Origin of the sequence: Massilia putida (genome assembly GCF_001941825.1) — a bacterium.
Lineage (GTDB): Bacteria > Pseudomonadota > Gammaproteobacteria > Burkholderiales > Burkholderiaceae_D > Telluria > Telluria putida.
The window spans coordinates 5,828,974-5,843,169 of record NZ_CP019038.1 but is presented as its reverse complement, the minus strand read 5'-3'; the positions used below and the strand labels follow the sequence as shown (position 1 = coordinate 5,843,169).

13 protein-coding genes and 1 tRNA gene are annotated in these 14,196 nt (G+C 64.0%); 1 reads left to right on the top strand and 13 read right to left on the bottom strand.

All coding sequences use genetic code 11. The annotated features are described in order from the left end of the window. Nucleotides 1-3: 3 nt before the first annotated feature. The 13 genes from epsI to BVG12_RS28175 all read right to left on the bottom strand — a co-directional run bounded on the left by epsI (nucleotide 4) and on the right by BVG12_RS28175 (nucleotide 13,803). A complete protein-coding gene (epsI, locus tag BVG12_RS28235; protein ID WP_075795302.1) occupies nucleotides 4-696 on the bottom strand; it encodes an exosortase-associated protein EpsI, B-type in 693 nt (230 codons plus the stop codon). Then, nucleotides 693-1,595, bottom strand: coding sequence for an exosortase B (xrtB, locus tag BVG12_RS28230; protein ID WP_075795301.1), 903 nt, complete (start codon nucleotides 1,593-1,595; stop codon nucleotides 693-695). Before xrtB ends, epsI begins: the two co-directional genes overlap by 4 nt. 1 nt (nucleotide 1,596) lies before the next feature. Then, nucleotides 1,597-2,466, bottom strand: coding sequence for a chain length determinant protein tyrosine kinase EpsG (gene epsG, locus BVG12_RS28225; protein WP_075795300.1), 870 nt, complete (start codon nucleotides 2,464-2,466; stop codon nucleotides 1,597-1,599). Nucleotides 2,467-2,481: 15 nt separating this feature from the next. Continuing rightward, nucleotides 2,482-3,891, bottom strand: a complete 1,410-nt coding sequence (gene epsF / locus BVG12_RS28220) for a chain length determinant protein EpsF (protein ID WP_075795299.1) — start codon at nucleotides 3,889-3,891, stop codon at nucleotides 2,482-2,484. Nucleotides 3,892-4,111: 220 nt separating this feature from the next. Then, nucleotides 4,112-4,900, bottom strand: a complete 789-nt coding sequence (epsE, locus tag BVG12_RS28215; RefSeq protein ID WP_075795298.1) for a polysaccharide export protein EpsE — start codon at nucleotides 4,898-4,900, stop codon at nucleotides 4,112-4,114. A 33-nt stretch (nucleotides 4,901-4,933) separates the two neighbouring features. Next, nucleotides 4,934-5,962, bottom strand: coding sequence for an EpsD family peptidyl-prolyl cis-trans isomerase (locus BVG12_RS28210; RefSeq protein WP_229503739.1), 1,029 nt, complete (start codon nucleotides 5,960-5,962; stop codon nucleotides 4,934-4,936). Nucleotides 5,963-6,084: 122 nt separating this feature from the next. After that, nucleotides 6,085-7,065: a GDP-L-fucose synthase gene (fcl, locus tag BVG12_RS28205; protein WP_075795297.1), complete on the bottom strand. Its 981-nt coding sequence runs from the start codon at nucleotides 7,063-7,065 to the stop codon at nucleotides 6,085-6,087. A gap of 3 nt (nucleotides 7,066-7,068) precedes the next feature. Next, a complete protein-coding gene (gene gmd / locus BVG12_RS28200) occupies nucleotides 7,069-8,184 on the bottom strand; it encodes a GDP-mannose 4,6-dehydratase (RefSeq protein WP_075795296.1) in 1,116 nt (371 codons plus the stop codon). Between the two features lie 141 nt (nucleotides 8,185-8,325). After that, nucleotides 8,326-9,705: an undecaprenyl-phosphate glucose phosphotransferase gene (locus tag BVG12_RS28195; protein ID WP_075795295.1), complete on the bottom strand. Its 1,380-nt coding sequence runs from the start codon at nucleotides 9,703-9,705 to the stop codon at nucleotides 8,326-8,328. Between the two features lie 8 nt (nucleotides 9,706-9,713). Then, nucleotides 9,714-10,910: an XrtB/PEP-CTERM-associated polysaccharide biosynthesis outer membrane protein EpsL gene (gene epsL / locus BVG12_RS28190; protein WP_075795294.1), complete on the bottom strand. Its 1,197-nt coding sequence runs from the start codon at nucleotides 10,908-10,910 to the stop codon at nucleotides 9,714-9,716. A 33-nt stretch (nucleotides 10,911-10,943) separates the two neighbouring features. Beyond that, a complete protein-coding gene (locus tag BVG12_RS28185) occupies nucleotides 10,944-11,669 on the bottom strand; it encodes a CAAX prenyl protease-related protein (RefSeq protein WP_083685485.1) in 726 nt (241 codons plus the stop codon). A 43-nt stretch (nucleotides 11,670-11,712) separates the two neighbouring features. Then, on the bottom strand, nucleotides 11,713-13,629 hold the full coding sequence (locus BVG12_RS28180) for an ATP-binding cassette domain-containing protein (RefSeq protein WP_075795293.1): 1,917 nt from the start codon (nucleotides 13,627-13,629) through the stop codon (nucleotides 11,713-11,715). A gap of 99 nt (nucleotides 13,630-13,728) precedes the next feature. Further along, nucleotides 13,729-13,803 (bottom strand) — tRNA-Arg (locus BVG12_RS28175). A 119-nt stretch (nucleotides 13,804-13,922) separates the two neighbouring features. Between BVG12_RS28175 and BVG12_RS34320 the strand changes: the two genes are divergently transcribed. Beyond that, nucleotides 13,923-14,123: a carbonic anhydrase gene (locus BVG12_RS34320; RefSeq protein WP_075795292.1), complete on the top strand. Its 201-nt coding sequence runs from the start codon at nucleotides 13,923-13,925 to the stop codon at nucleotides 14,121-14,123. Nucleotides 14,124-14,196 lie beyond the last annotated feature (73 nt).

The following is a 14,196-nucleotide window of genomic DNA, read 5'->3' as shown; positions in this document are numbered from 1 at the left end:
ACGTCAGCCCTTGTTCGTGGACGCGCCCAGCAAGCGCAGGCGGTCGCGCGGCGACATGGCGTCCAGCATCTGGTTCACGAAGCGGTCCTGCACGCGGTAGGCGTTGTGCTCGTCCGCTTCGATCGTCGACACGCGCACGAGCATGCCGTCGGGAATCTTGCCGGTCAGGCCGTACAGGAAGCGCTGGTATTTCTGGCCGAGGCCGGACATGACGGCCTTGTCGCCGATCGTCACCCAGTACGTGATCGGTTCATTGCGCGCGTTCTGGCGCGCAACGAGGCGCTTGACGGGGACGCTGCCGAAATGCGTGGCGAGTTCGCCCTTGTGGTCCTGGACCATGTCGAAGCCCTGCGCCACGTAGCACACTTCGGGCAGGTGCAGTTGCAGCTGCTTGCTCTGGTCGCCGCCGTAGGCGATCGACAGCATCACGCGCTGCCCCGCATCGTTGACGTAGGTGCGCGCCAGCGTCTGGTCGTACAAGGTGGCGATGAGTTCCTTCTGCGTCTCGTCGGGGGTCAGCGGCACGACGTTGTTGTCGACCGTCCAGTTGCCGAAGCGCTTGGGTATCATCGCGTCGAGGTCGAAGCGCTCCTGGACGGCCGCCACCTTCTGCTTCGGCGTGAGCGCGCCCGTCAGTGCGGACGTGCCCGCCATGGCCACGCCCAGGATCACGCTGGCGAGGAGTTTCCGGTTCATGCCGCCGCCTCCCTGCGCCGGATGAACCACTGCAGCGCGGAGTCGATCGACAGGATCAGCACGAGCGCCGTGACGAACAGGACCATGCCGGCGAAACCGTGCAGAAAACCCTGCCCCGCCGCGTCGCCGAAGTAATAGGTGATCAGGGTCAGCACGACGACGCGGATCACGTTGGCGGAAAACGAGATCGGGACGATGAACAGGGCCAGGCCGATGTTGCGGAACGCCGACGGGTGGCGCATCAGGTTCAGGTAGAACAGGCCCAGCGCTTCCAGCGTCAAGAGCGTCTGCAGGCCGGCGCAGGCGTCGGCCACGAGCAGCTGGTACTGGCCGATCTGCAGGATCACGCCCGAGCGGCTGATCGGGTAGCCGAACGCGAACAGCAGGTGTTCGGTGGCCCAGGACACGGCCATCTTCATCGGCATCGTCACGGCCGCCACGAATTCGCTCGGCAGCGGCACCATGAACAGCATGAAGAAGAACGGGAACCACAGCACGGCGAGCGCGCGGCCGCCGCGCTTGACGAGCAGCACGGCCGCCATGACGAGGATGATCGCCACGATCTGCAACATCAGGATGTTCTGCGAACGGCCGAGCAGGTGCGCCACGAGTCCGATGGCGAGCACGGGCCAGCCGGTCCAGCTGGTACGGGCGGGCGTGGTCGCCTCCAGCACCTCGGGCCATTTGCGGTAGATGAGCCACAGCGCCAGGCCGAAGATGATCGGGCCGTGGCCCTGCTCTTCGCCGACCCAGGGGCCGGTGAACAGGTCGTAGAACGTGGGAACGAACAGGATCGCCAGGCCGAGGAAGACCGGCCACCATTCGGGCAGGACGGCGCGCAGCGCACGCATGTCCGGCGCATGCTGCCGGATTCTGCCGGCGCGTACTCCGGTATCCATGTCAGAACTCCATCACCACCGAGCCGAGGACTTCGCAGCCGGCATCGACGAGTTGCTCGGCGGCGCGACCGATGTGCGAAATGCGGGTGTAGTTCTTGCGTGTCACCAGCAGGGCACCGCCGGCGCGGCTCGCCACGGCGACGGAATCCATGCCGATCTGGAACGGCGACACGTCGTACAGGACGATGTCGTAGCGGCTTTCCAGCTGCGTGTTCAGGTTGCGGAAGCCTTCGCGCGCCAGCAATTCCTGCGGGTTCGGCGGCATGGTACCGGCCGGCATGATCGACAGGTCGACGAACGCGGGCACGCGCGCGATCACGTCGAGGTCGGCGCGGCCGGCCAGCAGGTCGGACAGGCCCTGGCGCGGTTTCAGCGCGAACGCTTCCTGCTGGCGCGGGGCGCGCAGGTTCGCGTCCACCAGCAAGGTCTGCTCGCCCAGCTGGGAGAACACGATCGCCAGATTGGACGCGAACAGCGCGGCGCCGTCTTCCGGATCGACGCCGACGATGGCCAGGGCACGCCGGCCGCGCGCGAACCAGCGCAGCATCAGCTGGCTGCGGATGGCGCGCAGCGCTTCGACTTGCGGACAGAACGGATCGTAGGCGGCGAGCAGTTTCGGCGACAGGCCGGCCTGCCCCTTCTGCAGATAGGGATACGAGAACTGGCGCGCCAGCACCTGCTGGATATCGTCCTCGCTGACCAGCCCCAGGCGCACGGCCGCTTCACCGAAGCGGATGCCGGTCTCCTTCTGCATGCGCAGTACGCGTTCGGCATCTTCCGGCTTGAGCTTGCCCGAATCGAGCAGGAGCGCGCCCATGCTCGTCTCGGGTCCCGGGCCCGCGGGTAGCGTGTTGAGTATCGGAGAGTTCATGTTCGAGTCCATGGATCAGTTGAGACGGAGCAGGCGGCGCGGCGTCATCAGGGAACGGATACCGCCCGTCCGTCCACGCGGCGATTTCCATTCGATCGTGCCGAGCACGGGGATGCCCAGCATGTCCTTGACGTCGCTGGCCGCACGCACCGGCCGGTTCAGCAGTTCCAGCAGCAGGGCCAGGCCGACGCCGAGGATGGTGCCGAGCAGGAACGCCACCAGCGTGTTCAGCAGCACACGCGGGCCCGACGGCTCGGTCGGCGGCACGGCCGGGTTCAGCAGCGAGATGTCCGATTGTTCGGACTGCGCTTCGATGCGCGTCTGCGAGAAGCGCTGCGACGCGGAATCGAAGGCGCGCTGGGCACTGTCGAGGTCTTTCAGCAGCACGCCCAGTTCGTCGCGGGCGCGGTTCATTTCCAGCACTTTCGCTTTCTGCTGGGCCACGGCTTCGCGCAGTTCCGCCTCGCGCTGGCGCAGCACCTGGGCATTCGCGCCGACGCTGCGCGACACGGTGCCGAGAGCGGCGTTCAGTTCGCCGCGGACTTTGTCGAGCTCGGCCTTGGCGGCCTGGTATTGCGGGTGGTTGCGGCCATAGCGCTGGGCCGTGTCGGCGAACTTGCCTTCGGCCTGGGCGACGTTGGACCGCATCGACTGGATCAGGGCGTTGTTGGCCACGTCGGGCGACGTCAGCGCCGAACCGGCGGCGGCCTGGCGCGAATTGCCTTCGATCGCGGCCGTCTGCGCGGCGACGAGCTGGGCCGACAATTCGTTCAGGCGCGCCAGTTCGACGTCCACGCGGTTGTTGTCGAGGCTGACGATGCCCTTCTCCTGCTGGTACTTGGACAGGCGGGCCTGCGCCGCTTCGAGGTTGTCGCGCAACTGCTTGGTCTGCTCGTTGAAGTACGCGGCCGTCTTCTTGGCCGGGTCGGTCTTGAGCTGGACGGTGATCTTCTGGTACTCGTCGGCGAACGCATTGGCCACCGCGGCCGCGAATTGCGGGTCGGCGCCCTTGAAACTGATCTCGACGACGGACGATTCGCGCGACGGCACGATCTCGAGTTTCTTCAGCAGCAGGTCGGCCAGCCAGTCGCGCACCGATCCCTTGCCGTCGTTCGCATCCCTGAACTGTTCGATGACGGCCGGGCTATTGGCCAGATGCAGCGCATCGACGACCCGCAGCGCCACGTTCTTGCTGCTGATGATGTCGATCTGGGTGGCCATATAGCCCGGCAGCAGCTGGCCGGGCATCGTCAGCCCGGTCAGCGGATCCACGCCTTTGTAGTTCAACAGAACGGATGCCGTTGCCTTGTACGTCTTGGCCTGGATCAGGCTGAACCCGAGGGCCAGCGCGACCGTGACCAAAAGAGTCGTCAGAATGATCTTCTTTCGTGCAAGCAAGATCAGCAGGAATTGGTGAACGTTCATGATGAACCTTTAAAACGGAGTGGAACAAAAACCCAGGACTGCGTTACCTAAAGCGAAAACTCAGCACACCACCAGCGTATCGGGGCCTTGAGAAACCGTAGCGAGCGGAAGCAGGGCTGGCCGAGAAGCGCAGCCGTACTTACGGTGCGGCCGGTCCGCCGACGCGGAGCATCGCAGGCCGGCTCTGCGACGGCGGCAGGTTTATCAAGATCCCCTCGGATCAGAACCAGGATTCCTTGACCGTGATGACGTCGTCCACCTGCACGAGGTCATCCGCCTTCGCATCGATCGTGTGCTGGGCACCGTTCGCATCGCGGCGCGTGATGCGCAATCCACGCTGGGTGCCACGCTGCGTCAGGCCGCCGCCGGCCGACAGGGCCTGCTGGACGGTCATCGCGCGCTCCAGGCGGAACGGTCCCGGACGCTGCACCTCGCCCGTGATGTAGGCACGCGGCGCACGCTCGACGAAGATGATGTCGCCGCCGGCGACTTCATAATCGCGGTTCAGCTCGCCCTTGCGCACCATGTCGACGACGTCGATGGTTTCGCGCGTGGTGACACCGTTGCGGGTGCGCACCAGGCTGACCATGTCGCCACCTTCCGGGCCGATGCCGCCGGCCAGGGCCAGCAGGTCGAGCACCTTGCGGGGACCGTCGACCGGATAGCGGCCCGGACGGTTGACCTGGCCCAGCACCGACACCTGCTGGCTTGCCAGCGTGGTGATCAGGAGGTTGACCTGGGCCTTCTTGAGGTAGCCGCCCTTCTCCAGCAGGTTGCCGATTTTCTTTTCCGCCTGTTGCGTCGTCAGGCCACCGACCTGCACTTCGCCCAGCAACGGGAAGGTCATGGTGCCGCTTTCCGAGACACGGGTTTCGACCGCGAGATCGGGGCTGCCGTAGACCGATGCCTTGACCACATCGCCCGGGCCGAGCAGGATTTCCGCCGCGCCCGCCATGCCGGCGCTGAGTGTCAGGACTGCCGCAATCATCCAGTGTACGAGTCGTTTCATGTTCACTCCTTCTTGTTCGTCAAATGATTCGATTTACTTCAGTCCGGCGACGCCGCGGTCGAGCGCTGCCTTGTCGGGTCCGGATGTGTTGTCGGCCGGTGTTGCGCTGTCCGCAGGGACGGCGGCCGGCGCGGGCGCCCCTGCGGAATCGGCGTTCGCCACCGCGCTGGGGGGCGCGGCCTTGGGATCGGGCATCATCGATTTGTTCAGGTACTCGATCTTGGCGCTGGAACGCAGGCGCTGCAGCTCGGCGGCGGCCAGTTCCTTGTTCTTCCGGTTCATGAGGAATTGTTCGATCTGGCTGGACGCCACCTGCAGGTTCACCGGCGCATCCTTGACGTCGGCGACGGAGATGAACATTGCGCGCGGACCTTCCTTGACGACGAAGAGCTGGCCCTTGGGCATGCCCAGCAGCTTGGACGACAACTGCGGCGGCACGTCGGCCGTCGAGCGCGTGACCTGGTTGCGGCCGTACTTGATCTTGTGCGCATCCAGCCACACCGCGACCTCTTCCAGCGACTTCGCGCTGTCGGCCGCGCTGCGCACCTCGGGTGTCAGGTCGTTGGCGGAGATCACGATCTCGTTCATGCTGAACTGCTTACGGTTGGAAAAGAATTCCGGATGCTTGTTGAAATAGTCCTCGACTTCCGCCTGTGTCGGCTTCGCCACGTTGCCGATGCGCTTCTGCAAGTAGGCCTGCGCGATGATCAGCGACTTTGCGCGGTCGATCGCCTGCATGACCTTGGGGTCGCGGTCGAGGTTTTCCTTCTCCGCCGCTTCCTGCAACAGCTGGCGGTCGATCAGCGCCTGCAGCAATTGCTTGCTGGCTGCATCCTGCTGGGTGGCCGAGACGCCGGCGCGCTGCAATTCCTCGTTGAGCTGGAGCACCGTGACCTCTTCCCCGTTCACGCTCGCCAGCGCCTGGCCGGGTTTCTTTTCCTTCGCCTTGTCGCCGCATGCGCTCAAGGTTGCCGCAACCAGGATCAGCGCGGCGCACAGCACGCGCTTGGGAGTCGTAGGGGAAGATGTCTTCATGATGGCAGCCACGTGGTTGTTGTTCAAGTTGGTTTCCTGATGGATGAAAACTGGTGGAACTCTTTTTATAGCCCGTTCATTCTGGGAGCCGCACGGCTCGGTATCTGTTCGTCAATTAACACTCTGCCGTATGGCCCCGGCCGCGGCGCTCATGCCGCGGCCCGTTTTTCCTGGGCTGCCATCAGGTCGACGAAGGCCGCGTACGCGCGCCGCAACCCTTCCGGCAACGGCGTGCGTGCCTGCCAGCCGAGGGATTTCAGCTTGGACACGTCGAGCAGCTTGCGCGGCGTACCGTCGGGCTTGGTGGTGTCGAAGCCGATGCGGCCGCGGTAGCCGACCGTCTCGCCGACGAGGCGCGCGAGGTCCGCGATCGTGACGTCTTCACCGGTGCCCACGTTGATGTGCGAATGCATCGGGTCGGTGTTGGCGGCATACGTGTCGTGGTCGAGATTCATCACGTAGACGCTGGCTTCCGCCATGTCGTCGACGTACAGGAATTCGCGCATGGGCTTGCCGCTGCCCCAGATGACGACTTCGGGCGCGCCGCTCACCTTGGCTTCGTGGAAGCGCCGCATCAGGGCCGGGATCACGTGGCTGTTTTCCGGGTGATAGTTGTCACCGGGGCCGTACAAATTCGTCGGCATCACGCTGCGGTAATCCGTGCCGTACTGGCGGTTATAGCTTTCGCACAACTTGATGCCGGCGATCTTCGCCATCGCATACGGTTCATTGGTCGGCTCCAGCATGCCGCTCATCAGATACTCTTCCTTGATGGGCTGCTGCGCGAGGCGCGGGTAGATGCACGACGACCCGAGGAACAACAGCTTGTTCACCCCGTTCCGCCACGCTTCGTGCACGACGTTCGCCTGCACCATCATGTTGTCGTAGATGAACTCGGCCGGATACGTGTTGTTCGCGTGGATGCCGCCGACCTTGGCGGCGGCCAGGTAGACCTGGTCGATGCGCTCGTTGCGGAAGAACTCGCGGACCTGGGCCTGATCGGTCAATTCCAGTTCCGCGTGGCTGCGCGTGACGATGTTCGTGTGGCCTTGCGCGCGCAGCACGCGCACGATGGCCGAACCGACCAGCCCGTTATGGCCGGCCACGTAGATGCGGGGTTGAGTATTCAACGTTCACTCCAATGAAATTGCAACGTTGTAGCCATGCGATGCCAGCAGCTTGTGGCGGCGCGCCGTCTCGAGGTCGTGCGCCACCATTTCCTGCACCATCGCCTCGAAAGACGTCCGCGGCTCCCAGCCCAGCCGGCGGCGTGCCTTGCCCGGATCGCCGAGCAGCGTCTCGACTTCCGTCGGACGGAAGAATTGCGGGTCGACGGCGACGATCGGTTGGCCCACCACGACGCCGGGCGCCTTGTCGCCGTGAATGGCGGCGATCACGCCGCGTTCGTGCACGCCCTCGCCCTGCCACGCGATCTCGATGCCCAGCTCGCGCGCGGCCACGTCGACGAAGTGGCGCACGGAATATTGGCGCCCCGTCGCGATCACGTAATCCTCGGGCGCGTCCTGTTGCAGCATGAGCCATTGCATCTCGACATAGTCGCGCGCGTGGCCCCAGTCGCGCAGCGCGTCGAGGTTGCCGAGAAACAGTTGGTGCTCCAAGCCCTGCGAAATGTTCGCGAGGCCGCGCGTGATCTTGCGCGTGACAAATGTCTCGCCGCGGCGCGGGGATTCGTGGTTGAACAGGATGCCGTTGCAGGCATACAAGCCATACGCTTCGCGGTAATTGACTGTGATCCAGTAGGCGTACAGCTTGGCCACGGCATACGGACTGCGCGGGTAGAACGGCGTCGTCTCGCGCTGCGGCGTTTCCTGCACGAGGCCGTACAGTTCCGAGGTCGATGCCTGGTAGAACCGCGTGGTCTTTTCCAGGCCGAGAAAGCGGATCGCTTCCAGCAGGCGCAAGGTGCCGAGGGCGTCGACGTCGGCCGTGTATTCCGGCGATTCGAACGACACGGCCACGTGGCTCATGGCCCCCAGGTTGTACACCTCGTCGGGCCTGACTTCGCACAGGATGCGGTTCAGGTTCGACGTATCGGACAGGTCGCCGTAATGCAGGTGGAAGTGGTTGTCTTCGACGTGCGGGTCCTGGTAGATGTGATCGATCCGCTCCGTGTTGAACAGCGAGGCGCGCCGCTTGATGCCGTGCACTTCGTAGCCTTTGGCGAGCAGCAATTCAGCGAGATAAGAACCGTCCTGCCCGGTGACACCCGTGATCAGCGCTTTTTTCATGTGCCTGCTTCCCCGGCGAAATGTTATGCAAAGTCAATAAAAAATTGCAATCTCATCAATTATTCTACGCAGCCCATCCGCCGCCGCAAGCGACGATCCGTTTGAATTTGCCTCTTTAAGTCGGCCCTAAGTGACCCCACATCAGAACGCGTTTTCGCGCGTCAGCACCACTTTGACCGTCTTGAGGATGATCCACAGGTCCAGCCACAGCGACCAGTTGCGCAGGTAGTCGAGGTCGTACTGGATACGCGCTTCCATCTTGTCCAGCGTGGCGGTTTCACCACGCAACCCGTTGACCTGCGCCCAACCGGTGATACCCGGTTTGACCTTATGGCGCAGCATGTATCCCTTGATCAGCTTGCGATATTGTTCGTTGTGCGCGACCGCGTGCGGACGCGGCCCGACGATGCTCATCCTGCCTTGCAGCACGTTGATAAACTGCGGCAATTCATCGAGCGACGTGCGGCGCAGGAAGCCGCCGATGGGCGTCACACGCTCGTCCCCCTGGCGCGCCTGCACGACGATATTGCCGTTCTCCATCACCTTCATCGAACGGAATTTGTAGACGATGATTTCTTCGCCATACAGGCCGTAGCGGCGCTGGCGGAAGATGACGGGACCGGGCGAACTCAACCGGACGGCCACGGCGATGGCCAGCATCAGCGGCGCCAGCAGCAGCAGGATGATGCACGACAGCACGATGTCGGAGGTTCGCTTGACCATGCTGTTCAGGCCCATGAACGGCGTCTCGCAGATCGCGATCACGGGCATGCCGCCGACGTTGTCGAAGCGTGCCTGCATCAGGTCGAAGATGTAGACGTCCGGCAGGAAATAGACGGACGCCGTGGTGTCCTGCAACTCGTCGATGAGCTTGCGGATGCGCGGCTGCGCCGAGATCGGCTGGCTGATGAAGATCATCTTGATGCCGTTGTTGCGCACGTACTGCGCCAGCTCGTCCGTCTTGCCCAGCATCGGGTGCGGCAGTTCGGCCGGCCGGCGCTCGCCGTCGCGGTCGTCGAAGAAGCCGCGCACCTGCATGAACAGGTTCGGATGGCGGTCGCAGATGCCGGCGAACTTGAGGCCCACGTCGTTGACGCCGACCACCACCACGGACCGCACTTCCCTCGTATTGCCGGGCCGGTTCGTCACGCGGGCGGCGATGTGGCTGCCCAGCAGGATCAGCGGGGTGGCGACGGCCCAGGCCAGCAGCACGCGCTGGTCGTAATAGTATTTGAGGCCGCTGGACGAGCCGAGGAACATCAGCACGGCCAGGGTCACGCACCAGCCGAACACGGTGTCGCGCGCATAGGCCCACATCCGGCCGCTGCGCCACGTGCGGTACGGATCGATGTGCTGGTACACGGCCGACGAAATGAAGAAGGCCAGCACCATCAGCACCAGCAGATACCCCGAAAACGGTTCATGGAACAGCAGCGCCGACAGGTACAGCGTGCCCATGATGATCAGCGGATCGAGGACGCGCTGAAAGAACGAGATCAGTGGTATGTCATTGACGGTCATAGACACATTTAGAACTGCGCATTGGCCGACAGCGTCACGCTGTTCGACTTGAAGCTGCCGGTGCCGAGCACGACCGACCCGCTGCGCGCCTGATGCGCAAGCCCGGCCGATACCTGCACGGTCGGCCGCGGCGCCCACGTCGCCGACAGGCTGCTCGTGCGGATGGAATCGCGGATATCGCCCAATCTGGCAAACGATTCGCGCGCGTTGTAGTTGCGCCGTTCGTAGACGGCGTCCGCATTCACCTTGATCTTGGCCGTCGCGTCCCACTGCGCGCCGACGCTGGCGCCCTTGTTCAGCGTATAGCTCACCACCGTGCTTTCCAGCGGCGCGAAGTCGCGCCAGACCGCGGCTTTATAGGTCATCTTGCCGCGCGGCTGGTAGGTGGCCTTGATCTTGCCGGCCACGCCGCTCGTCTTGCCCGTGCCGAAGGATGGCTGATCGCGCCGCGTGTAGCCGACGAGGGCATCGAAGGTCGTCGAGCCCGTGGCCAGCCACAGCACGCGCGCCTTCAGCTCGTCCTGCGTGAAATTGTCGTTGAGGAGGAACGGGCCCACGGGACGCGGGTATGGATACTTGCCCTTCACGCGGCGCGCCACGAGACCGACCGTGCTGCCGCTGCTCGGCAGATAATCGAGCTCGACCTCGCTCGCATCCTCCGTGCGGTTGTTGTAGCGTTGCGCGAACAGCTCGTAGTCGTATTTGTCGCGCTGGAAGCCCGTGCGCACGCGCCAGGACGAGTGGAAACGCCACGCGCCCTCCGCGAACTGGGTGCGGCTGCGGCGCAGGTTGCGCTCGTTGCTCTGGAAATCGGTGTACGGCGCCAGCACCTGTTCGTAGGTCGTGCCGACCCTGCCTTCGAGGTGGTTGCCGAGTTGCCAGAACCAGGTTGCCTGCAAGTCCTTGCCATCGTAATTGAGCTGTTTGAAGTGGTTGAAGTCGTACTTCGACAGCTTGGCCACGATGGAAATCCGTTGCCGGCTATAGGTTTTATCGAAAATCAGTCCGGCCTCCCGCTCCCACCACGAATCGGCACGGGTGCCGTCGAACGCGGCCTGGCCGTCCGGGATGCGCAGCAGGTTGTCGTCGTGGCCGTAGGCGACCCCGCCGTACACGTGGAGCGCATCGCTGGGACCGGCACCGGCCGGCAGCGCGAAGAGGGAGCACAGCAACAGGGCAAGAGGACGTACGCGGGATGTCAACATGGTTTTTATCTTCTTGAAGTTAGGCCGGACGGCTTACCAGTAAGACCAGTTTCCGGTTCGAACCACCCACACGCCAAGCAGGCCATTGGTCACGGCATGCGCCAGGATCGGCGACCACAAGTTGCGGTGACGCATGTACAGCAGGCTGTAGGCTGCGCCCGCAACGATCCCGGCAAGCCAGAGGTTATGTTCGAAGCCGAACAGCAGGACGGTAATGACGAAGCTTTTGATACTGAGTTGAGAGGGCGCAACCGACTCGAAATCAGGGGCGTCCACCCATCGCATCAGGAAAGAACGCCAAAACAATTCCTCCATGACGGGCACGACGAGCGCGGCGCCGGCGATGCGGATCGAGACCAGCAGCCAGTCGACGCGGCCGTCGACGCGCGGATCGTAACCGGACGGCGAACCGACGAGCATCCAGCCGGCGTCCAGGCTGATCCACAGGACGAGCACGACGATGCCCGTCGCCAGCGCGATCAGCGCGTGCAACGATCGGAGATGAAAACGGGAAAGTTCTTGATACCGGCGCCAGAACAGCGCCAGCAACAGGGCCACGAGGGCGATCTTGACGGGGTACAGCCAGCGCAGGGCGTCCTGCCGGACACCCAGGCGCTCGAGCACGTCGCCGATGACGATGAAGAACAGGTAAGCGGCGAAGGGCAGAATGCGGATCCAGGCCGCGCGGTTGAACATGGGAGCGTCGGCCGGGATGGCTGCCGTGGCGGGCACGGCGTAGCGGTCGTCATGCTCAGTCATGTTCCTCCATCAGCGGGCGCCTGGCCCGCGGCTAACGCATGGGCTAATCTCCCCGCGCGCGCGCTTCGAGGCGCTCCCAACGCTCCAGGGCGTCGAGCAGCAATTCCTCGATTTCCGCGAAACGTGCGTTCATGCGGCGCGCGTCGGCGGGATTGGTCTTGTAGAAGTCGGGCGCATTCAGCTGTGCCGTGATGGCCGACTGCTCGTCTTCAAGGCTGGCGATGAGCTGCGGCAGTTCTTCCAGCTCTCGCTGCTCCTTGTAACTCAACTTTACCTTCTTGCCGGATGCGTTCTGTGCGCTGGATGACATATCCTGTGCTTTCGCCGGCGCGGCTTTTTGTGCTGCCGCCGACGCGGCCGGTGCGGCGCTTTTCACGCGTTCCCAATCGCTGTAGCCGCCGACAAATTCCCGCCACGTTCCCTCCCCTTCGGACACGATGACTTGCGTGACGACATTGTCGAGGAACGTACGGTCGTGGCTGACGAGGAAGACCGTGCCGCTGTAATCCGTCAACAGTTCTTCCAGCAATTCCAGCGTGTCGATGTCGAGGTCGTTGGTAGGCTCGTCCAGCACGAGGCAGTTGGCCGGCTTGGCGAACAGGCGCGCCAGCAGCAGGCGGTTGCGCTCGCCGCCCGACAGCGATTTCACGGGCGAACGCGCGCGCTCCGGCGCGAACAGGAAGTCGCCCAGATAGCTCATCACGTGCTTGCGCTGGCCGTTGATCTCGACCCAGTCGCTGCCTGGCGCAATCGTGTCGGCCAGCGTCGCTTCCTCGTTCAGCTGCGCGCGCATCTGGTCGAAATAGGCGACGTTCAGGCGCGTGCCCAGCTTGACGTTGCCGCTGTCCACCGTCTCTTCGCCGAGGATGATCTTCAGCAGCGTCGTCTTGCCGGCCCCGTTCGGGCCGATGAGGCCGACCTTGTCGCCGCGCATGATCGTGCCCGTAAAATCCTTGACGATCACCTTGTCGCCATAGCTCTTCGAGATGTTTTCCAGCTCCGCAACGATCTTGCCGGAACGCTCGCCGGTCGCGACATCGATGCGCACCTGGCCTTGCTGGTCGCGGCGCGCGGCGCGCTGCAGGCGCAAGTCTTCCAGGCGGCGCACGCGGCCTTCGTTGCGGGTGCGGCGCGCTTCCACGCCCTTGCGGATCCACACTTCTTCCTGTGCAAGCACCTTGTCGAACTTGGCGTTCTCCACTTCTTCGATCGCGAGCAGTTCGCGCTTGCGCTCCTGGTATTTGCTGAAGTTGCCGGGGAACGAGAGCAGACGCCCGCGGTCCAGTTCGACGATGCGCGTCGCGACGTTGTCGAGGAAGCGGCGGTCGTGGGTGATGAACAGCACGGAGCCGCGGAATTCGCGCAGCAGGCCTTCGAGCCACTGGATCGACGTGAAGTCCAGGTGGTTCGTCGGTTCGTCCAGCAGCAGCACGTCCGGACCGGACACGAGCGCGACGGCCAGCGCCACCCGCTTCTGCATACCGCCCGACAAGGTGCCCATCTTCGCCTCGCCGGCCAGGCCCAGGCGGTCCAGCGTCGTCTCGACCTTGTTGCCGAGGTTCCAGGCATCCGTCGCATCGAGCTTGGCCTGCAGATCGTGCATGCGGTCCATGATCGCGTCGTCATTGCCCTGGCCAAATTGCCCCGTCAGCGACTCGTACTCGGCCAGCATCGCCTGCTGGTCGCCCATGCCGGCGGCGACGGCGTCGAACACGGTCATGTCCGGGTCGAACACGGGCTCCTGCTCGACGTACGCGATCTTGACGTTCTGTTGCATCACGAGCAGGCCGTCGTCCAGTTTCGAGCGGCCGGAAATGATTTTCAGCAGCGAGGATTTACCCGTGCCGTTGCGGCCGATGAGTCCGACGCGCTCGCCGGCTTCCAGCGAAAAATCGGCATGATCGAGCAGCGCGACGTGGCCGAATGCCAGTTGCGCGGAAGAGAGGGAAATGACAGCCATGGTGTAAGCGGCCGCGACGACGATCGGTGCGCGGACATCAGTAAAAGTGTGAGAAAGCAGGCATTGTACCGAAGGGGGATCGGTCGGTACGAAGTGTGGTGGTGTCGCCAGCAGGAATCGAACCTGCATCTAAGTCTTAGGAGGACCTTGTACTATCCATTGTACTATGGCGACACGCTGCCGATGGCAGTCGACTATTGTACTCGACCCACGTCCCTCCCACAATGTGCGCCCGGCAGGTACCCCGCCCGGGCCGCCGCGTTCCCGTCCCGCGATGTACCGGGCGGCATCCGATGGCCGTCGTCGTCAACTGCATCGATTCGCGCACGTCGCCGGAAATCATCTTCGATGCCGGCTTGGGCGATCTGCTGACGGTGCGCATCGCGGGCAATGTGATCAGCCGCGAGATCATCGGCGGCCTGGAGATCGCCCATAAGCTTGACGAACAAACCTATCCCGTTGGGTGGGCATTTGAGGCCGGGGGCCTCGATTGAAACGTGCCCACGCGTGACGTATGCCATGCGCGAAGGCCGCGCGTGGGCACGGGGCCGCCCACCCCACGTCGAC